At 69.3% G+C, this 18,059-nt stretch carries 19 protein-coding genes and 1 tRNA gene; 6 read left to right on the top strand and 14 right to left on the bottom strand.

Translation table 11 applies throughout. The annotated features are described in order from the left end of the window. Window positions 1–296: 296 nt before the first annotated feature. The 4 genes from CCN37_RS40270 to CCN37_RS31995 all read right to left on the bottom strand — a co-directional run bounded on the left by CCN37_RS40270 (window position 297) and on the right by CCN37_RS31995 (window position 4,467). A complete protein-coding gene (locus CCN37_RS40270) occupies window positions 297–1,073 on the bottom strand; it encodes a choice-of-anchor P family protein (protein WP_168200960.1) in 777 nt (258 codons plus the stop codon). An 83-nt stretch (window positions 1,074–1,156) separates the two neighbouring features. Beyond that, window positions 1,157–1,942 carry a L,D-transpeptidase family protein gene (locus CCN37_RS32005; protein ID WP_086828099.1) on the bottom strand — a complete coding sequence of 262 codons (786 nt, stop codon included), beginning with the start codon at window positions 1,940–1,942 and terminating at the stop codon, window positions 1,157–1,159. Between the two features lie 581 nt (window positions 1,943–2,523). Continuing rightward, entirely contained in the window at window positions 2,524–3,909 is a 1,386-nt protein-coding gene (locus CCN37_RS32000) for a glycosyltransferase family 39 protein (RefSeq protein ID WP_246843431.1), read from the bottom strand. Between the two features lie 105 nt (window positions 3,910–4,014). Further along, window positions 4,015–4,467 carry a MarR family winged helix-turn-helix transcriptional regulator gene (locus CCN37_RS31995; protein WP_086828095.1) on the bottom strand — a complete coding sequence of 151 codons (453 nt, stop codon included), beginning with the start codon at window positions 4,465–4,467 and terminating at the stop codon, window positions 4,015–4,017. Window positions 4,468–4,631: 164 nt separating this feature from the next. On the opposite strand from CCN37_RS31995, the gene CCN37_RS31990 reads away from it, so the two are divergent. From CCN37_RS31990 to CCN37_RS31980, 3 genes are read left to right on the top strand one after another with little or no spacing between them, the layout of a single operon-like run. Continuing rightward, the gene (locus tag CCN37_RS31990; protein ID WP_086828093.1) at window positions 4,632–5,813 is read left to right on the top strand and encodes an MFS transporter; all 1,182 of its coding nucleotides are present in this window, start codon (window positions 4,632–4,634) and stop codon (window positions 5,811–5,813) included. Then, window positions 5,810–6,598 (top strand): SDR family NAD(P)-dependent oxidoreductase, encoded by a 789-nt coding sequence (locus CCN37_RS31985; RefSeq protein ID WP_086828091.1) that lies wholly within the window; start codon window positions 5,810–5,812, stop codon window positions 6,596–6,598. The genes CCN37_RS31990 and CCN37_RS31985 overlap by 4 nt, the downstream gene beginning before the upstream one ends. 20 nt (window positions 6,599–6,618) lie before the next feature. Beyond that, the gene (locus CCN37_RS31980; protein ID WP_086828089.1) at window positions 6,619–7,452 is read left to right on the top strand and encodes an aldo/keto reductase; all 834 of its coding nucleotides are present in this window, start codon (window positions 6,619–6,621) and stop codon (window positions 7,450–7,452) included. Between the two features lie 12 nt (window positions 7,453–7,464). Here the strand turns inward: CCN37_RS31980 and CCN37_RS31975 are convergent, their stop codons facing one another. The 5 genes from CCN37_RS31975 to CCN37_RS42110 form a co-directional block, all read right to left on the bottom strand. Further along, window positions 7,465–8,031 carry an NADPH-dependent FMN reductase gene (locus CCN37_RS31975; protein WP_086828087.1) on the bottom strand — a complete coding sequence of 189 codons (567 nt, stop codon included), beginning with the start codon at window positions 8,029–8,031 and terminating at the stop codon, window positions 7,465–7,467. Next, window positions 8,028–9,521 (bottom strand): MFS transporter, encoded by a 1,494-nt coding sequence (locus CCN37_RS31970; RefSeq protein ID WP_168200959.1) that lies wholly within the window; start codon window positions 9,519–9,521, stop codon window positions 8,028–8,030. The genes CCN37_RS31975 and CCN37_RS31970 overlap by 4 nt, the downstream gene beginning before the upstream one ends. 108 nt (window positions 9,522–9,629) lie before the next feature. Then, on the bottom strand, window positions 9,630–10,454 hold the full coding sequence (locus tag CCN37_RS31965) for a PP2C family serine/threonine-protein phosphatase (protein WP_086828083.1): 825 nt from the start codon (window positions 10,452–10,454) through the stop codon (window positions 9,630–9,632). Between the two features lie 321 nt (window positions 10,455–10,775). Further along, complete coding sequence (locus CCN37_RS31960) at window positions 10,776–11,462, bottom strand: DUF4190 domain-containing protein (protein WP_086828081.1); 687 nt, start codon at window positions 11,460–11,462, stop codon at window positions 10,776–10,778. Between the two features lie 136 nt (window positions 11,463–11,598). Further along, window positions 11,599–11,727, bottom strand: a complete 129-nt coding sequence (locus CCN37_RS42110; RefSeq protein WP_256388092.1) for a hypothetical protein — start codon at window positions 11,725–11,727, stop codon at window positions 11,599–11,601. A gap of 168 nt (window positions 11,728–11,895) precedes the next feature. Between CCN37_RS42110 and CCN37_RS31950 the strand changes: the two genes are divergently transcribed. Together CCN37_RS31950 and CCN37_RS31945 are read left to right on the top strand one after the other, a co-directional pair. Next, complete coding sequence (locus CCN37_RS31950) at window positions 11,896–12,441, top strand: glycosyltransferase family 1 protein (RefSeq protein WP_143261906.1); 546 nt, start codon at window positions 11,896–11,898, stop codon at window positions 12,439–12,441. 10 nt (window positions 12,442–12,451) lie between these two features. Then, on the top strand, window positions 12,452–13,009 hold the full coding sequence (locus tag CCN37_RS31945; protein ID WP_143261905.1) for a glycosyltransferase: 558 nt from the start codon (window positions 12,452–12,454) through the stop codon (window positions 13,007–13,009). Here CCN37_RS31945 and CCN37_RS31940 read toward each other — a convergent pair. Further along, window positions 12,998–13,633, bottom strand: coding sequence for a class I SAM-dependent methyltransferase (locus CCN37_RS31940; protein WP_086828074.1), 636 nt, complete (start codon window positions 13,631–13,633; stop codon window positions 12,998–13,000). The genes CCN37_RS31945 and CCN37_RS31940 overlap by 12 nt on opposite strands. A gap of 24 nt (window positions 13,634–13,657) precedes the next feature. After that, a tRNA-Arg gene (locus tag CCN37_RS31935) sits at window positions 13,658–13,731 on the bottom strand. A 114-nt stretch (window positions 13,732–13,845) separates the two neighbouring features. Here CCN37_RS31935 and CCN37_RS31930 point away from each other — a divergent pair. Beyond that, complete coding sequence (locus CCN37_RS31930) at window positions 13,846–15,843, top strand: cytochrome c oxidase assembly protein (protein ID WP_086828072.1); 1,998 nt, start codon at window positions 13,846–13,848, stop codon at window positions 15,841–15,843. Between the two features lie 3 nt (window positions 15,844–15,846). Here the strand turns inward: CCN37_RS31930 and CCN37_RS31925 are convergent, their stop codons facing one another. From CCN37_RS31925 to CCN37_RS40265, 3 genes are all read right to left on the bottom strand, one after another. Further along, window positions 15,847–16,656, bottom strand: coding sequence for an ABC transporter permease (locus CCN37_RS31925; RefSeq protein ID WP_086828070.1), 810 nt, complete (start codon window positions 16,654–16,656; stop codon window positions 15,847–15,849). 14 nt (window positions 16,657–16,670) lie between these two features. Beyond that, window positions 16,671–17,663, bottom strand: a complete 993-nt coding sequence (locus CCN37_RS31920; protein WP_086828068.1) for an ATP-binding cassette domain-containing protein — start codon at window positions 17,661–17,663, stop codon at window positions 16,671–16,673. Beyond that, window positions 17,660–18,059, bottom strand: a 400-nt coding sequence (locus tag CCN37_RS40265) for a hypothetical protein (RefSeq protein WP_210408303.1), incomplete at its 5' end; no start/stop codon positions are given. The genes CCN37_RS40265 and CCN37_RS31920, both read right to left, overlap by 4 nt.

The raw sequence follows: 18,059 nt of genomic DNA, 5'->3' as shown, positions 1-18,059 counted from the left end.
GCGAAAGCCACCCTCGCCCGAACCACGCGCCACGCGCCGCTGACCGAGGTCGTCCCGGCCCGCCAATGCCGCGTTTGCTCCGTTCAACGCCCTGAATGAGTCATTCAGGGCGTTCGAAGTACCTCAATGACCCGTTCAGGACGCTCAAGTACCTGAATGACTCATTCGGCACGGTCAACCACCTCAATGACTCGTTCAGCACGGTCAACCACATGAACGAGTCATTGAGGTGGTGGGACAGAGCAGTGCCCCCGGCCGGGGAGGCCGGGGGCACTGGGTTCTGGTGGTGCGAGGGGTCAGCCGGTCACGTCGAGCTGAGCCGGAGCCGGGACCGGGCGCGGGGCCACGCCGCCGTTGCCGCCGGAGCTCGCCGTGGTGGTCGAGGTGCCGGAGCTGGGCGAGGTGGAGGTGCCGGGCTTGCTGGTGGAGGTCGAGGGCTTGGTGGTGGTGCTGCCACCGTCGCCGCCGTCCTTGCCGGCCGCGCAGGTCGCGGACGCCACGGTGATCTTCTGCAGCTCGGAGACCTTGATCGAGATCGCGTTGACCGTGGTGGTCCCGTTCTTGTTCTTCACCTGCTCGTTGAGCATGACCTTGGCCAGGCCGGGCACCTCGATGCCGGTGTTGGCGGGCACCGCGACGTCCAGCGGCTTGCCGAGCAGCTTGGCGCCGACGAGCGAGGAGGAGACGCCGGTCTTGTCGCACTTGGCGGTGATGACCTGCGCGTTGAGCAGTTGGCCGCCGCCGAGCTTGAGCTCCTTGAGCAGGTCGAGGCCCAGGTCGACGGACAGGTTGACGACGGTGGCCTTGGCGTTGTGCTTGCCTGCCTCCGCCTCCAGCGCCTTCACCTGGACGGACTTGGCGGGGATCTCGACGACCTTCTTGTGGTCGTAGCCGTTCTTGCCGTTGACCTGCGGCAGCGGGTCGATGTTGATCAGGCCCTTGGCGGAGAGCGCGAACGCCTCACCGGCGGCGGAGGGGGTCGCGGACGCGGCGGGGGCGGCGACGAGTCCGGCTGCGGCGAGCGCGGCGAGCGCGCCCAGGATCTTCTTGCTGGACAAGGAAAGACCTTTCACGGGAGGAGTGTGCGGAGTGGCGAGGGCCGGGTGCTGGCGGAGCGTCCCCGACGCGACCCGGCCACCGACCGGGAGGGGAAGGATCAGGTGATGGAGATGACCGTGCCCAGGGGCAGGTCCATCAGCTTGGTCAGCGTCTCCGGGGCGACCCGGATGCAACCGTCGCTGGTGCTCTTGCCGATGTGCTCGTTGGTCGGCCACGTGTGCAGCGCGACCGTGCCGGGCCCACCGCCGAAGGTCTCGTGCGAGTCGGAGTGCGCCGACAGCGGCAGCACGTACTTGCTGTAGGTGTTCTTGGTCTCCTCGATGGAGGCCATCAGGTAGTGCCTGCCCTTGGGCGTGGGGAACTCGGCCTTGCCGATGCCCACCTTGTGCGTGCCCTGCGACGCGCCGTCCTTGAAGATCTCCAGCGAGTAGTTCGCCAGGTTCACGGTGACGGTGTAGGGGTTGCGCGCGGACTCGGTGGAGCCGGGGGTGTGAATCCAGCCAGCCAGGCCGTTGGGCCGTGCGGGCAGCAGCACCTGCGCCCAGTCGCCCTGCTCGGCGATGACGGGGACCCACGTGGGCGAGCCGACCTGGACGGTCGGGAGCTTGCCGAAGGGCTTGCCGCCGGGCTTGTCGTAGACCGGCAGCTCCTTGGTGACCTTGAAGACCTTGTCGGTGGCCTTGGCGGTCGGGGCCGGGTCCAGCGGCGCGTTCTCGATCTTGCCGAAGGTGTTCAGATCGGGCAGCACGGCGGTCTCGGCGGTGCCCAGTTCGGCGGGGGCGGCCTGGGCCGGGGCCTCGGCGGAACAACCCGAGGTGAGCAGCGCGACGCTCACGAGGCCGATCAGGGCGGACAGCACCGTGCGGGAGGCGGTTGTTGCCATCGGAAAACCTTGACTCCGGAAATGTCTGGATCGTGGGCGGGGGAGGCGGTTGTGCCGCACGGGTCGTCGCGAATGCGACGGCGTTTCGGCTCTGCCCGAAGGCGTCCACGCGGGAACCGAGCACCGGGCCGGGTGGGCCTCTCGGTTGGCGGAGCCAGGATTCGGGCGAGCCGGAAAGCGTGACCGTGCGTTGTCGGGGGAGGAACAACCGCGGGTCGGAAAACCAAGTCTGTGCGGCAACTTCCTACTTCAGCGAAAAGGCTCGGTCAATGCCTGGAGACATCACGACGAGGACACGTAACCAGCGGCATTAGGGCATTTCCCCAGGTGGCGCGCCCGCATCGGGGACCACCTGAACGGGTGACGTTAGGTTTAGATGTAACGGCTGGTGCTGGTGGGGCGGTCGCGTGACCTTTCCGGGTGGTCACCGTGGTGGACCGACGCTATCGTCGGCCGAGCGGTGCGCGTTACGGTCCACGGCCTCTTTCTGGCCGGTGCATCACGGTGTTCTGGAAGCCATTTACCGAGCCGATCCTGATGCGGGGCGAAAATTTTCCATCGCGAAGCAACCTGGATGCGGTTCAGGCGTACCTAATGCGCGGCCACATCCACTTCCACGGAAATCTCTTCCCGAGACACAACCAGATCTGCGGCGCCACCTCCCGGACCGAGTCGAAGTAGGGCCGCACGCGGTCCACGTCCTCGCCGGCGTAGAGAACGGTGTCCTTGTCCTCCGCCGGTGAGCCGAAGTACCAGTAGCCGCGGTGCGGGCTCTGCGTCAGCGGAAGCCCCAGCTCGGGGCCGAAGCGGTCGAGCGTCGCCGCGGTCGGGTAGATCGAGGCCACCACCGCGGTCCGTTCCCGCTGCTCAGCCGGGAGCCGGTGGAACTCCGCCGCCACCGTCGCCGTCTCGGCCGGGCCCACCTCGGCGAACGGGGCCTGAGCGGAGATCACGAACCCGCCGACGCCGAGCGCCACCACGGTCGAGAGCACGTAGCCGGGCCAGCGCAGGCTCCAGCTCCACCAGCGCGCGGGCTCCGCCTGCTCGAACCGCACCGCGCCCGCCGCGAACAGCAACGGGTAGAGCCCCGCGAGGTACCGGGGCTGGCCGCTGGTGATCGACAGCAGCACGAGCACGCCGACGACCGTCCAGCCGAGGAAGCGCAGTTCCTTGTGCCGCAACAGGAACCAACCGCCGTAGAGGCACAGCAGCACGCCGACGAGCGCTCCCGCCGAGAGGAGCCCGCCGAGCAGCAGCGCCGGTCGGCCGCCCTGCATCGCGGCCTCGCGCGCCACGACCTGCGTCATCTCCGCCTGCGGCCACCCGTTCGCCGCCTGCCACACAAGCCCCGGAACCGTCGTCAGCACCGCCAGGCCCGCGCCGAGCCACAACATCGGACGCCGCAGCAGCTCGCGCGGTCCGACCACGAGCACGCTCACCCCGAGCGCCACCCACAGCACGGGAATGAGGAACTTCGTCTGCAACGCCAGCGCCGTCACCACGCCCGCGCCCAGCAGCAGGCGGTCCTCCCGCGTGCGCGCCCACCGCGTCACCAGCAGCAACGCGAGCGCCCACCACAACGGGTCGAGCATGTAGGTCGCCAGCCAGTGGTTGATCGTCACCGCGTGCAGCGAGATCGCCGCCGCGCCCGCCGCCATGACCTGCGCCCGCTTCGCGCCGCCCAGCTCGCGCGCGGTCAGCGCCGCCACCACGACCGTCGCCGCCATGACGAGCGTCGCGGGCAAGCGCAGCCCCACCACCGAGCCCGGGAACAGGAAGTCCATCGCCCGCGCCAGCAACGGCACCAGCGGAGGCTGGTCCGCGTAGCCCCAGTCCAGGTGGTGCTTGCCCGCGCTCAGGAAGTACAGCTCGTCGAAGAAGTAGCCGTCCACCGCGCTGGCGATCAACAGCACAAGCGCGGCGACCCCGGCGATGGCCAGGACCGGTTTCTTGGCGAAAGGAGTCACCAGGGCAGCGTGTCGCCGCGCGATACCTCCGCGCCTCAACCGCGCGGCCCTGCCCCGCCGACGCGCGGTGGACCGCTGCCTCCGCCGATCGGTTGAGCGGGCGAGCTAGTTGGCCGGAGTTGTCAGCGACTCCAGCGCGCGCACCAGCGGCGCCTGCTCGGGCAGCTTCGCGGCCTCGGTGAGCGCCTCGTCCAGCACGCGGTCGTGCGTCGGCCGCGCCGCGTCGAGCAGTTCGTGGCCCTCGGCGGTGACCTCGGTGTAGATGCCGCGCCGGTCGTCGGCGCACAGGTACCGCTGCAACAGCCCGCGGTCTTCGAGGCGGCTGACCAGGCGCGTGGTCGCGGACTGGCTGAGCACGACCGCGCGCGAGAGCTGGTTCATCCGCATGTGCCAGCCGTCCTGCCTGGCCAGCACGTCGAGAACGCTGTACTCGCTGACGGAGAGCCGGTGTTCCTGCTGGAGCGCGCGCTCCAAGCCGTCCTCGATGCGCGCGTGCAGCGCCGCGAGCGCGCGCCAGCCCTGGGCGCGCGCCTCGACCGCGTCGTCGGACAGTCCCACGGTTCACCCCTGAAGTCGGCGGCTGTGCAGGTCGAGAGTACGACTTGCGCGCACTCGTTGCATAGGGCAGCATCAGGCGTCGTCAATAGAAAGCGTATGCAACTATCTCGGACGCGGGTTGTTGAGTGCGCTAGGTAACACCCTACGCAGGAAGAAGACGTGACATGCCCGCTGCCCTGCTCGCGCTGGCGATCAGCGCCTTCGGCATCGGAACGACCGAATTCGTCATCATGGGCCTGTTGCCCGAGGTCGCGGCCGACTTCGGGGTGAGCATCCCCGCCGCCGGGCTGCTGATCTCCGGCTACGCGCTCGGCGTCGTCGTCGGCGCGCCCCTGCTCACCGCCGTCGGATCACGACTGCCCCGCAAGACCATCCTCGTCGCGCTCATGGGCCTGTTCATCGTCGGCAACCTGGTGTCGGCGGTCGCGGACAGCTACGGCCTGCTCATGACCGGCCGCGTCGTCGCCGCCCTCTCGCACGGCGCGTTCTTCGGCGTCGGCTCGGTCGTCGCGGCCGGGCTCGTCGCCCCGGAGCGCAAGGCCAGCGCCATCGCGCTGATGTTCACCGGCCTCACCGTCGCCAACGTGCTCGGCGTGCCGATGGGCACCGCGCTCGGCCAGCAACTCGGCTGGCGCTCCACCTTCTGGGCGGTCACCGCGCTCGGCGTCATCGGCCTGGTCGGCATCCTCACCCTGGTTCCGCGCCAGCCGCTGGCGGACAACGGCGGCCTTCGCGGCGAGCTGGCCGTGTTCCGCGACCGGCAGGTGTGGCTCGCGCTGGCCACCACCGCGCTCGGCTTCGGCGCCGTGTTCGCCTCCTTCACCTACATCGCGCCGATGATGACCGAGGTCGCGGGCTTCTCGCCCGGAGCGGTGACGTGGCTGCTGGTGTTGTTTGGGGCGGGCCTGTTCGCGGGCAACCTCGTCGGAGGCCGCGCCGCCGACCGCTCCTTGATGCCCAGCCTGTACGCCTTCCTCGCCGCGCTCGTGGTGGTGCTGGTGGTCTTCGTGTTCACCGCGCACTCGCAGGTGCTCGCCGCGATCACCATCGCCGTGTTCGGCGCGGTCGGCTTCGCCACGGTGCCGTCGTTGCAGATGCGGGTCATGCGCAAGGCCGAAGGCGCCCCGGCGCTCGCCTCCGCCGCCAACATCGCGGCCTTCAACCTCGGCAACGCGCTCGGCGCGTGGTTGGGCGGCGTCGCGATCGAGGGCGGGCTCGGGCTCACCGCGCCGAGCTGGATCGGAGCCGTTCTCGCGGCGGCCGGGCTGGCCGTCGCCCTGTACTCCGGAGCGCTGGACCGGCGTTCCACCACGAACAAGACCAAGCAAGGAGCACTCGCCCGATGAACATCGACCTCTCCGGACGCACCGCGCTCGTCACCGGGTCCACGTCGGGGATCGGTTACACCACGGCGGAAACCCTGGCCCGCGCGGGCGCGACGGTCATCGTCAACGGGCGCGACGAAGGACGCGTGAAGTCCACTGTGGACAAGCTCGCCGCCGGAGGTGCTTCCGTGCGGGGCGTCGCGGCCGACGTCGGCACCGAGGAGGGCGCGAGCGCGCTGCTTGCCGCTGAGCCCGAGGTCGACATCCTGGTGAACAACGCCGGGATCTTCGCCCCGCAGGACGTCTTCGAGATCCCCGACGCGGAATGGCTGCGCTTCTTCGAGGTCAACGTGCTCTCCGGGGTGCGCCTGGCCAGGCACCACGCGCCGAGGATGGTCGAGCGCGGCTGGGGCCGGGTGATCTTCGTCAGCAGCGAGTCCGCCGTGCAGACGCCGACCGAGATGGTGCACTACGGCATGACCAAGACCGCGCAGCTCGCGGTCTCGCGAGGCATGGCGCAGTCCGTGGCGGGTACCGGTGTCACCGTGAACAGCGTGCTGCCCGGCCCGACGCTCACCCCGGGCGTCGAGGAGTTCATCCGCGACCTCAACGGCTCCGACGTGCCGTTCGAGGAGGCCGAGCGCGAGTTCATGGCCAAGGACCGGCCGACCTCGTTGCTGCGCAGGCTGATCCGCCCGCAGGAGGTGGCGAACATGATCACCTACGTCGCCTCCGACCTGGCGTCCGCGACCACCGGTGGCGCGCTCCGCGTCGACGGCGGCGTCGCGACCTCCATCCTCCCTTGAGCTACCCGAAAGGACACATCATGAGCGGCGTTCCCACGGTCACCCTGAACAACGGAGTGGCCATGCCGCAGCTGGGCTTCGGCGTCTTCCAGGTGCCCGAGGACGAGACCGTCGCCGCGGTCACCTCGGCGCTGGAGACCGGCTACCGCAGCATCGACACCGCGGCCATCTACGGCAACGAGGCCGGGGTCGGCATCGCGCTGGAGAAGTCCGGCATCCCGCACGACGAGCTGTTCGTCACCACCAAGGTGTGGAACGCCGACCAGGGCTACGACAAGACCCTCGCGGCCTTCGACGCCAGCCTGGAGAAGCTGCGGCTGGAGCGGATCGACCTGTACCTGATCCACTGGCCGACCCCGGCGCGCGAGCTCTACGTCGACACCTGGAAGGCGCTGAACAAGCTGCTCGGCGACGGCCGGGTGCGCGCGATCGGCGTCTCGAACTTCCAGGAGTCGCACCTGCGCCGGGTGATCGACGAGGTCGGTGTAGTGCCGTCGGTCAACCAGATCGAGCTGCACCCGTTGCTGCAACAGGAAAAGCTGCGCGCCGTGCACGCCGAGCTCGGCGTGCGCACCGAGGCGTGGAGCCCGCTCGGCCAGGGCGGTGACCTGCTCAAGAACCCGGTGCTGGCCGAGATCGCCGCGAAGCACGGGCGCTCGACCGCGCAGGTCGTGCTGCGCTGGCACCTCCAGCTGGGCAACGTGGTGATCCCGAAGTCCGTGACGCCCGAGCGGATCGCGGAGAACTTCGACGTGTTCGGCTTCGAGCTGGACGCCGCCGACATCGAGCGGATCGCGACGTTGAACCAGAACGGGCGTATCGGGCCCGACCCGGACGAGTTCAACGCCGCGTGATCCCGCGCCGGATCAGGTGGTGTAGGCCCGCTTCTCCTTGCCCTCGCGCAGAGTCTCGGCCCACCACCTGATCTGGTCCAGCAACGTCTTGGCCGCCGCGTTCACCTCGACGGGGCGCACCGGCTCGCCCTCGCCGTCGAAGGCGCCGAAGACGTTGTGGAAGCTCACCGTGTCGCGCACGGAGACCGCGTGCAGCTCCGCGAAGACCTGGCGCAGCTGCTCGACCGCCCTGAGCCCGCCGGAGATCCCGCCGTAGGAGACGAAGCCGACCGGCTTGGCCTGCCAGCCGTGGTAGCAGGAGTCGATCGCGAACTTCAGCGAGGCCGGGTAGCCGTGGTTGTACTCCGGCGTCAGCACCACGAACGCGTCCGCGTCGGCCACCCGCTCGTTGAAGCGGGCCAGCTCCGGGGTGGTGCGCTTCGGGTGGCGCTCGCCGAGCAGCGGGTCCGCGAGGTCGATCACGTCGATCTCGAAGTCCTCGTTCTGCTTGGCGCGCTTGAGGAACCAGTTCGCGACCACGTCGGCGAGGCGGCCTTCACGGGTGCTGCCGATGATGACGGCCAGCTTGACGGTGCTCATGGAGTGTCCTTTCGGGACGGTGAGGACGGTGAGATGGACAGGGCGAGAGCCGCGGCGAGGACCATGACCAGGCCGATGCTGAGGAAGACCGTGTTCATCGCTGCGGAGAGGCCCGCGACGATCGGGGCGGCCTCGTGCGGGGCGAGCCGGGCGAGGAAGGAGGTGTCGTCGAGGTCGATGGCGCCGCCGATCCGGTCAGCGGCGAGGCTGAACACCAGCGTCAGGAACACCGCGGTCCCCGCGACCCCGCCGAGCTGCCGGGAGAAGCCCGACAGGCTGCTCGCGACGCCGAGGTCCTGCGGTTCGACCGCGTCCTGCAAGGTCACCAGCACGACCTGGAAGAACATGCCGCCGCCGATCCCGTTGGCCAGCACCAGCGCGGTGATCAGCGCCATCGGCGTCGTCGGCCCCGCGAACGCGAGCACGAGGTAGGCGGTGCCGGAGAGCGCGAGTCCGGCGGTCAGCACGTGCTTGTAGTGGATTCCCTTGTTCAGCAACGGTCCTACGAGCCTGGAGCCGGTGATCGTCGCCAGTGACTGGGGGAGCAGCAGCAGTCCGGCGCTGGTCGGGCTCAGCCCCTGCACGAGCTGGAGGTAGAGCGGCACGAACGCCAACGCGGTGAAGACGCCGACGCCGCCGAGGAAGTTCACCACGTTGATCAGCGTGAAAGCCCTGTCGCGGAACAGCTTCGGCGGCAGCAGGGCCGAGTCCTGCCTGCGGATCTGCACGCGGACGAACACCGCGAGGCCGAGGATTCCGATCGCTGCCAGCACCAGCGCTGTCAGCGGCGTGGCGTCCCGGCCCTGCTCTGCCAGCAGCAGCAACGGAACCAGGCCCACGGCCAGCGAGATCGCGCCCGCGAAGTCGACCGGCTGCGGGGTGCGCGTCGTCCGCACGGTGAAGAACTTCCCGACCACGACCATCGTGACCAGCCCGATCGGCACGTTGATCAGGAACAGCCAGCGCCACCCCGCGATGCCCAGCACGCTGTCCAGCCCCGCCAGCAGCCCGCCGAGCACCGGGCCGCTGATGCTGGCCCCCGCGAAGGAGAACCCGAACAGCGCCTGCCACTTCGTGCGCTGCTCCGCCGGCACCATGTCCGCGATCGCCGCCAGCGCCAACGCCATCAGCCCGCCGCCGCCGAGTCCCTGCACGGCGCGGAAAACCGCGAGCTGGCCCATGCTCTGCGCGAGCGCGCACAGCACCGATCCGAGCAGGAACACCGCGATCGCGGCCAGGTAGAGCCGTTTGCGGCCGTAGATGTCGGAGAGCTTGCCGTACAACGGCATCGCGATCATCGACGCGATCAGGTAGGCCGTGGTCACCGACGCCTGCATGGTGAGGCCGTGCAGCTCGTCGGCGATGGTCCGGATCGCGGTGACCATGACCATGGTGTCCAGCGCGCCGAGGAAGGTGCCGATGAGCAGGCCGATGACCACGGCTCTGACTCGCCGTTGGCTCACCCCGCTCGCGGCTTCGGTGGTTGTCATACACCCACCGTGCAACCCCAACATTAGTTGAGGTCAAGCTCGCCGAACTTTAGTTTCGCGTCGACGCCCTACGCGAAACCAAAAGAAAACTTCAGTGTGGCGTATTGATCAAGGGCGTTGGCCGGCGTGCCCCTGCGGGAAGGGGACGACCACGACGGTGATGTTGTCCCGCCCGCCGTCGTCGAGCGCGCGCTGCGTCAGCACCCGCGCGGCGTCCATGGGGGACTCCAGGGTGTCGGAGAGCGTGATCTGCGCCAGCTCCTCCGCGGACGGCACGTAGTTCCACAGTCCGTCGCTGCACACCAGGACCACGCCGGGGCCCTCGGGGCGGAACGTGGCGACGTGCGGTTCGATCTTGCCCGCGTTCGCGCCGAGCCACGCCATCAGCACGTGCGCCATGCGGTGGTTGTGCGCCTCTTCCTCGGTGAGGTGGCCTGCGGCGACCATCTGCGCGGCCCACGCGTCGTCGAGGGTCATGCACGCGGACTTCTCGGGGGGCGCGGTCAGCCAGTACGCGCGGCTGTCGCCGACCCAGCCGACGGTGATCGTCTCGTCGGTGACCACGGCGGAGACGAACGTGCACGCGGGCGGGCGCCCGGTCTCGCTCTCCTCCTTGGGGTGCTCCAGCGCCGAGACCGCCTCGGCGGCCGCCGTGATCGCGTGGCGCGTCGCGGTGATCGGGTCGGCCCCGGACTCCCGAGCCTCCAGCAGCGTGTCCGCGGCGGTGGTGGCGGCGGTGCGCGAAGCGAAATCGGGGTTGTCCGAAGTGGACACCCCGTCGCAGACCACGGCGATCACCTCGGCCGACCGGGTGACGCGGCGCACCGCCATCGAGTCCTCGTTGCGGTGGTGCCGCAGGCCCCGGTCACTGACCCCCGCGACGGCACCGAGGTCGAGTTCGACCCGGTCCTGCCCCGTCAGCTCACTGGTCATGGCCGTGCCCCCTTGCTGGTGAAACTCGCGGACCACACAAGGAGGACGCTGCGGACACCGGGTCGTTGCGCGAGAAGTTGATCAAGTTTCCTGGGGTGGGTCCCACCCTATGATCTCGCGCTCGGCCCGGTGCCGCCCGGGGCGGGGTGAACATCGTTCAGTCCGATGGCACGCCTGTCGGGGTGACGGAGGGAGCTCCCCGATGACCTTCGACCTCGTGCTGGTGGTGATCGCGGTCGCCGTTGGCGTCGCGTTGCCCCGCGTGCTGATCACCGAGCTTCGGTCCTGCCCGAAGGACTGCCCGTGCCTGGCGGAGGAGGCTCAGACGCGCCCGGTGAACACGGCCTTGTCCGCGACGAAGGAGGGGCGCAGCGTCAGCTGCATCTCGCCGGGATCGGTCCCGATCGAGTAGGAGACGTCGTAGGTGTAGGTCTTGCCGGGCAGCACGGTCGCCGAATCGAAACCACTGTTGCCGCCGCAGCCGCCGCCGTGGTCGAAGACCGCCGCAGCCGTCCTGCCGTTGAACTGCGCGTCACTGCTCACGCTCAGCACGGTGGACTCGAACGGCTTGTCCGTGCCGTTGGTGACGGTGACCGTGAACCGCACCGCGCGCGCGACAGTGCTAGGGGAGGACGAGGGACCGGGCTTGCACTCCGTGGGCGCCGAGACCTCCACGGCGAGCCCGTCTCCCCACGTGTGCCGCTTGCCCCAGTTCAGCGTCTCGACGTGCTGATCGGTTCCTTCAAGAGCGCGCACTGCGGCGTTCTGCGCCACGAGCGTGAACGCGACCCCGAGCACGGACAGTCCTACACCGAACCCCGCCATGACCTTGTGCGAGCCGAACAGCGCGATCGCGCCGAGCGCCACTCCGACACCGGCGGCGACGGCGGTCGCGTTGTTCAACAGCAGCACAGGGGAACCGCAGACCCCGACGATGCCGAGCACGAGCGAGGCGATCGCGAGACCGCCGAACTTGGTGGGGGTCGGCCTGAGCTGGATGACGGTCATGTTCTCTCCCTCGGCGCGGTGGTGTCGCCGAGGACGTCGAAGTCGGCCGAAGGCGCGTTTCGCTTTTCCGGAAAGGCTAAGTGGAAAGAGTGAAACCTTCGCCGGAGAAGTCACGATCGACGCACGGGTGTAACGGCTATCGCTGGTAGCGCAGCAATACCACCTCGGAGCCGCCGAACAGCACCATGTCCTGGTGCAGCCCGGCGACGTCGCCAACGACCCTGGTGTTCCATTCCGCCGTGGTGAGCGTGCGCGGCACGACCACTTTCGGCTTCTCCCGCCAGATCGGCGCGAATGCCAGGTCGTGTTCGCGGTCGGAATACTCATCACCTCCGGCATATGACCTGGGTCACTGTGCACCTAGGTGCAGGGTTGTGGTTGCGCGCCAAAGATTCCGGAGAGACTGAGAAGTCGCCTTCTCAAGGAGCTTCCCTTGCGAGTGCTGTGCACCGTCACCGGTTCGCCGTCGCACACCCGTTCCGTCGTGCCCATCGCCAGAGCTCTCGCCGCGCGCGGCCACGAGGTCCTGGTCGCTGCGCCACCCAACTTGGCCGCGCTCTTCGCCGACGAGCCCGTGCGCGCTGAGGGCGTGCTCGGCGGCATCATGGCCGGACTGCGCGCCGCGCTCGCGGAGGACCCCTCGCTCGACCCCATGACGACGTTGCTGCGGCTGTCTGTCACGTCGATCCCGGCTGACGAAGCGCGGCGTGTCCTGCCGCTCGCGAGCGACTTCGTCCCGGATCTCGTCCTGCGCGACGACGCGGAGCTGGGTGCGGTCTTGGTGGCCAGAGAACTCGGTGTTCCTTGCGTGACGCTGCCCGGCGGTTTGGTGAACGCGGTCGATCCGGAGATGGTGTGCTCTGCGCTGAGCGAGCACGTTCAGATCGACCTCCAGACCCTGTTCCCGGACGGTCGGATTGACTACGTGCCAACGGAGTTCTCGTTCACCGTCACATCGGCACCAGTTGCGCGCTTATAGGCAGCCTGTGTTGGCGCGTCCGGGGGAGCAACTGCCGGGGTGGCTGCCGGACGGCCCGTTGGTGCTCGTGTCGATGGGCACGGCGTTGACCGTTCCGCTGCCCGACGGACCCCGCACGATCGACCCCACGTCCCGGCTGCGGGCCATGGCCGAAGCACTGTCCGAAGTGGACTGTTCGGTTGTCGTCGTCACCGCGGGCCTGGATGTGGCCTCGGTGCCCCTGCCGCCGAACGTGCACGTGACACCGACCGTGCCGCAGCCGCTGGTCCTGGAAGTCGCGGACCTCTTCCTCACCCATGGCGGCTACAACGGCATCCGCGAAGCACTTCGCGCCGGGGTGCCGATGGTCGTCTGGCCAGGTGTCGCCGATCAGCCGTCGAACGCCGCGCGGGTTGAAGAACTCGGACTCGGGCTCCGCGTCGACGGTCCTGAGCAAGTGCGCGCGGCGTGTGCGCGTGTGCTGTCAGAGCCGGATTTCGCCGCGCGGGCGAAGCAAGCGAAGCGCGCGATGTTGGCCCTACCGAGCCTTGACGTGGCCGTGCGGGACTTGGAGGAGCTAGGGGCGTAGGACGAGCAACGAGCACCGTTGGCTGGGGTGCTCGATGCCTGGGTGTGGGCCGCGGTCGAGGCGGGCGATGACCTCAAGTCCGGCCTCGGCCAGCATCCGCGACTCCTCCACGGGGTCGAGGAACCGGAACGTCAGGTCGACGTCGTGCCCCCACCAGTCGCTGAGCCGCTTCTCGCCGCCCACAGGCACGTCGGAGTCGCTGATGTGGAACGAGATGAGCGCGTGCCCGCCGGAGCGAAGCACGCGGGCGAACTCCTTGTAAGCAGCGGCGCGCTGCGCGGAGTCGAGGTGGATGACCGCGTAGAGGCTCACCAAGCCCGATAGCGCGTCGGCTCGAACTGGCAGCGCGGTCATGTCAGAAGCACAGGTCGGCACCGATGCGTTCGCGCACATCGCGGGGGAGAGGTCGGTGCCGAGCGCACGCGCTCCTCGCGCGGACAGGTACTCCGCGACATGACCGGGGCCGCAACCCACGTCCAGGACGGTTCCGCCCGTAGTCAGCTCCGCGAACGCGTCCAACATCGCGCGGTCCAACGGTTTGCGTCGCAGCTCATCGCGGAGTTCCGAGGTGTAGCGGTCGGCGACCAAGTCGTAGCTCCGGCGCGTGCTCGCCCCGTCACCCATGCCGACCGCTCCTCCTCGACTGTGCGCCCCCAGCAGGACTCGAACCTGCGACCGACAGATTAGAAGTCTGTTGCTCTATCCAGCTGAGCTATGGAGGCCGGGCGCTCGCGCGCCGGAAGAAGAGTAACTGTTGTTTCCGCGTGGTTCGCGCTTGATCCGCAAACCCGGGCACGCGAAGCAGAGCGATCCAGGTCACGGCTTAGGCTCGGAGGGTGCCTGAAGCCCCCACCCCGGCCCGTGGTCGAGCCGCCGGTATCGCCGCTCTGGTGCTGCCCGGCGTCCTGCTGGCGCTCGTCGTGGCCGCGGCGCTCACCGCGCTCTCGCCCGTCGAGGAGCTGATCCGGTTCGGACTGCCCGACCCCGGTCAGCTCACGCGCCTCGGTCTGCCGATGGTTCGCACGCTCGCCGAGGCGGGCGCGGTGCTCTGTGTCGGCTCGCTGATGTTCGCGGCGTTCATGGTCGCTCAGCAGCGCAACGGCAGGCTCTCGGCTGACGGTTGGGCCGCGCTGCGCCTCGGTTCCTGGGGTGCGTTCGCGTGGTTCGCGGGCGCCGCGCTGACGGTGCCGTTCTTCACGGCCAACGCAGTGGGCAAGCCCGTGTCCGAGCTGATGTCGTCGGGGTCGCTCTTCGTGCTCGTAGGACAGCTGGAGCAGGCGAAGGCGTGGGTGCTCACGGCGCTGCTCGCGGGCGTCGTGGCGATCGTGAGCCGCGTTGTCCTCTCGTGGGGCTGGACGGTCGCCTGTCTCGCGTTGGCGCTCGTGTCGCTTCTTCCGGTCGCGGTGACCGGGCACTCCGCCACGGGCGGTTCGCACGACGTGGGCACGAACAGCCTCATCTACCACCTTGTAGCAATGTCGCTGTGGGTTGGCGGCCTCATCGCGCTCGTGGCGCACGCGCGGCGCGGCGGCGGCAACCTCGGGCTCGCGTACTCCCGCTTCTCCAAGGTCGCACTGGTCTGCTGGATCGTCATGGCGGTCTCCGGTGTGCTCAACGGCCTGGTACGGCTGCCGATCGAGGACCTGTTCACCACCACCTACGGCCTGCTCCTTGTCGCGAAGATCGTCGCGCTCGGCCTGCTCGGCGTCTTCGGGCAACTCCAGCGCCAACGCGGTGTGAAGGCGATCTCCGACGGTGAGTCCCGTGGCGCGCTGCTGCGCATCGGCGGCCCCGAAGTGCTGCTGATGCTGGCGACCATCGCGATCGGCGTGGCACTCGGCAGCACTCCGCCGCCCAACGAGGCACCGATCCTCGGCACCGACGAAGTCATGATCGGCTACAAGCTCAACGGTCCGCCCACGCTGCTCAACCTGGTGCTGGACTGGCGTTTCGACCTCATCTTCGGCACGGCGGCCGTGGTGCTCGCGGTGCTCTACCTGGCCGGTGTCCGCCGACTGCGCCTACGTGGCGACAAGTGGCCCGTAGGACGCACGGTCGCCTGGCTGTGCGGCTGCGCGACGCTGCTCATCGCGACCTCGACCGGTATCGGTCGCTACGCGCCCGCCATGTTCAGCGTGCACATGGGCAGCCACATGCTGCTGTCCATGCTCGTGCCGATCCTGTTCGTGCTCGGCGGCCCGATGACGCTGGCGCTGCGCGCGATCCCGCCCGCGGGCAAGGAAGCGCCTCCCGGGCCGCGCGAGTGGCTGCTGGCCTTCGTGAACTCGCCGGTGAGCCGGTTCCTCACGCACCCGATCGTCGCGCTCGTGCTGTTCGTCGGCTCCTTCTACGGCCTGTACTTCTCCGGCCTGTTCGACGCGGCGCTGCCGGAGCACTGGGCGCACATCGCGATGAACCTGCACTTCATCGTCGCGGGCTACGTCTTCTACTGGCCCGTCGTCGGCATCGACCCGGCGCCGCGCAGGCTGCCGCCGTTGGGGCGCTTGGGCTTGCTGTTCGCCGCGATCCCGTTCCACGCGTTCTTCGGCATCGCGCTGATGAGCGCGCAGTACGTGATCGGCCAGCAGTTCTACTCCCAGCTCGCGCTGCCGTGGGTGACCGACCTGCTCGTCGACCAGCGCCTCGGCGGCGGCCTCACCTGGGCCTCCGGCGAGATCCCGCTGCTCGTCGTGGTGATCGCGCTGCTCGTGCAGTGGGCCCGCGACGACGAGCGCGAGGCCAAGCGCGGCGATCGCAAGGCGGAGACCGACGGCGACGCCGACCTCAACGCCTACAACGAGATGCTCGCCCGCCTGGCCAAGCGCGACCAGTAGCCGCTACTGCCTGCGGAAACCCTTGGCCGCGAACACCATCCCGGCCGCCGCGATCACCAGGCTGATGCCGATCGAGGTGAACGCGGTCGAGCTGATCGTGCCCTGCAGGGTCAGCTCGCGGGAGGCGTCGATCGCGTAGGTGAGCGGGTTGACCGACGCCACGAACCGCATCCAGCCAGGAAGGCCCTCCAGCGGCATGTACGCGCTGGAGCCGAACATCAGCGGGAACATCGCCAGGAAGGTGAACATCTGCAGGGTCTCGGGGTTGCGCATCCAGGTCGCCACGGCCAGGAACAGCCAGCCGAGACCCCAGCCCACGATCAACGCCAGCAGCAGCGCGCCCACCACGCCGAAGCCCTTGGGCGTGAAGCCGAACAGCGCGACCGCCGCGATGATCATGATGATCAGCTGCACCGCGCTGCGCACCAGGTCGGCGAGGCTGCGCGCGGCCAGCACCGAGCCGCCGTTGATCGGCAGCGCCCGGAAGCGGGCGAGCACGCCGTTGCGCAGGTCGTTGACGAAGCCGACGCCCGCGGTCATCGCCGCCGACAGGGCCGTGGTGACCAGCGTCGCCGGCATCAGGAAGTTGATGTAGCTGACGCCCTTGGGGAAGGCGGGGGTGTTGGCCACGTTGGAGAACACCTGGCTGAACAGCAGCAGCATCATCAGCGGCGTCAGCAGGGTGAACAGCAGGTTCTTCGGGTCCAGCAGCACGCTGCGCAGCGACCGCCCGGTCAGCACCATGATCTGCGTGTACAGGGAGCTGCCCCGCCAGGCGGCGCCCTGGGGCGCGGGAGAGAGGGACGAACTCATCTGGGAACTCCTACTCACGCCGCGGAGATGGCTTTGATGATCTGGGTGACGGCGTTGGCGTTGTCCGCGTCGGCCTTCGGGTCGTGGTTCAGCGCCAGGTAGACGTCGTCCAGCGACGGCTCGGAGATGCCGAGCTCGGTGACCATCACCCCGGCCCGGTCCAGCGCCCGCACGGCCAGGATCAGATCCGTCGAGGCCCCGGCGGGGGAGGAGATCTTGCGCCTGGTCACGTCGTGCGAGGGGTGCAGCCCGGCCCGCTTCAGCGCGTCCATCGCCACCGTGACGTCGCCGGGGTGGGCCAGCGTCAGCAGGATCGTCCGCGTGCCGATGTCGCCCTTGAGCTGGTCGGCGGTGCCCGCGGCCACGATCCGCCCCGAGGCCAGCACCGTGATCCGGTCGGCCAGCCGGTCGGCCTCCTCCAGGTACTGCGTGGTCAGCAGCACCGTGGTGCCCTCGCGGACCAGCCGCTCGACGATCTCCCACAGGCTGTTGCGGCTGGAGGGGTCCAGGCCCGTCGTCGGCTCGTCCAAGAAGATCACGTCGGGGTGGCCGACCAGGCTCGATGCCAGGTCCAGCCGCCTGCGCATGCCGCCGGAGTAGGTCTGCGCCTTGCGCCCACCGGCCGCGGTCAGGTCGAAGACCTCCAGCAGCTCCTTGGCCCTGCGCCGCGCCTGCTTCGGGCTCGCGCCGAGCAGCCTGGCGATCAGCAGCAGGTTGTCCAGCCCGGTGATCTGCTCGTCCACCGAGGCGAACTGCCCGGTCAGCCCGATCCGGCCGCGCACGTCGTGGCCGTGGGTGAGCACGTCGTAGCCCGCCACCCGCGCCGTCCCCGAGGTCGCCGCCGTCAGCGTCGACAGGATGTTGACCAGGGTGGTCTTGCCCGCGCCGTTGTGCCCGAGCAGCCCCATCACCGTGCCCTTGGGGACCTGCAGGTCCACGCCGTCCAGGGCTGTCATCTTGCCGAACTTCTTGGTGATCCGAACGGCGTCGATCATCAGCTCGGTCATGCCAGCGGTCCTTCCTCGGTGCTGCTGCCTGCTCCGCGCAGGAAGAGGTCGACGAGTTCCTCGGGGTCTGCGGTGCTGCCGCCGAACCTGCCGGCCAGCCGGTCCACGAACACCAGGCCGATCAGGTAGCCGGTCGAGCGCTCGGCGCCCAACCGCAGCCGCTCCTCGTGCGGGGCGAGCAGGGTGGAGAGCGCCCGGCTGATCGGACCCAGGTGGCGCAGGGGCCCGTCCCCGCCGTCGGCATTCTTCCCGTCGTCCTGGCGGTAGCCGGAGGCGGCCAGCCCCTGCATCAGCTCACCCAGCCGGTCCACGTGCGCGCCGATCGCCCGCGCCGCCCGCACCAGGATCTCGCGCAGGCCCTCGGCCGCCGGGATCGCGGTCAGCTCGGCGACGAGC

Source organism: Allokutzneria sp. NRRL B-24872, from assembly GCF_002155965.1.
In the GTDB taxonomy this organism is placed as follows: domain Bacteria; phylum Actinomycetota; class Actinomycetes; order Mycobacteriales; family Pseudonocardiaceae; genus Allokutzneria.
This window is presented reverse-complemented; position numbering and strand designations above follow the sequence as displayed.

Bases quoted from the DNA above. Each gene is read 5' to 3' on its own strand.
- CCN37_RS31965 (WP_086828083.1), bottom strand. From the start codon at position 10,454: ATGACCAGTGAGCTGACGGGGCAGGACCGGGTCGAACTCGACCTCGGT.
- CCN37_RS31985 (WP_086828091.1), top strand. From the start codon at position 5,810: ATGAACATCGACCTCTCCGGACGCACCGCGCTCGTCACCGGGTCCACG.
- CCN37_RS31920 (WP_086828068.1), bottom strand. From the start codon at position 17,663: ATGACCGAGCTGATGATCGACGCCGTTCGGATCACCAAGAAGTTCGGC.
- CCN37_RS32005 (WP_086828099.1), bottom strand. From the start codon at position 1,942: ATGGCAACAACCGCCTCCCGCACGGTGCTGTCCGCCCTGATCGGCCTC.
- CCN37_RS31970 (WP_168200959.1), bottom strand. From the start codon at position 9,521: ATGACAACCACCGAAGCCGCGAGCGGGGTGAGCCAACGGCGAGTCAGA.
- CCN37_RS31975 (WP_086828087.1), bottom strand. From the start codon at position 8,031: ATGAGCACCGTCAAGCTGGCCGTCATCATCGGCAGCACCCGTGAAGGC.
- CCN37_RS31960 (WP_086828081.1), bottom strand. From the start codon at position 11,462: ATGACCGTCATCCAGCTCAGGCCGACCCCCACCAAGTTCGGCGGTCTC.
- CCN37_RS31925 (WP_086828070.1), bottom strand. From the start codon at position 16,656: ATGAGTTCGTCCCTCTCTCCCGCGCCCCAGGGCGCCGCCTGGCGGGGC.
- CCN37_RS31990 (WP_086828093.1), top strand. From the start codon at position 4,632: ATGCCCGCTGCCCTGCTCGCGCTGGCGATCAGCGCCTTCGGCATCGGA.
- CCN37_RS31980 (WP_086828089.1), top strand. From the start codon at position 6,619: ATGAGCGGCGTTCCCACGGTCACCCTGAACAACGGAGTGGCCATGCCG.
- CCN37_RS31940 (WP_086828074.1), bottom strand. From the start codon at position 13,633: ATGGGTGACGGGGCGAGCACGCGCCGGAGCTACGACTTGGTCGCCGAC.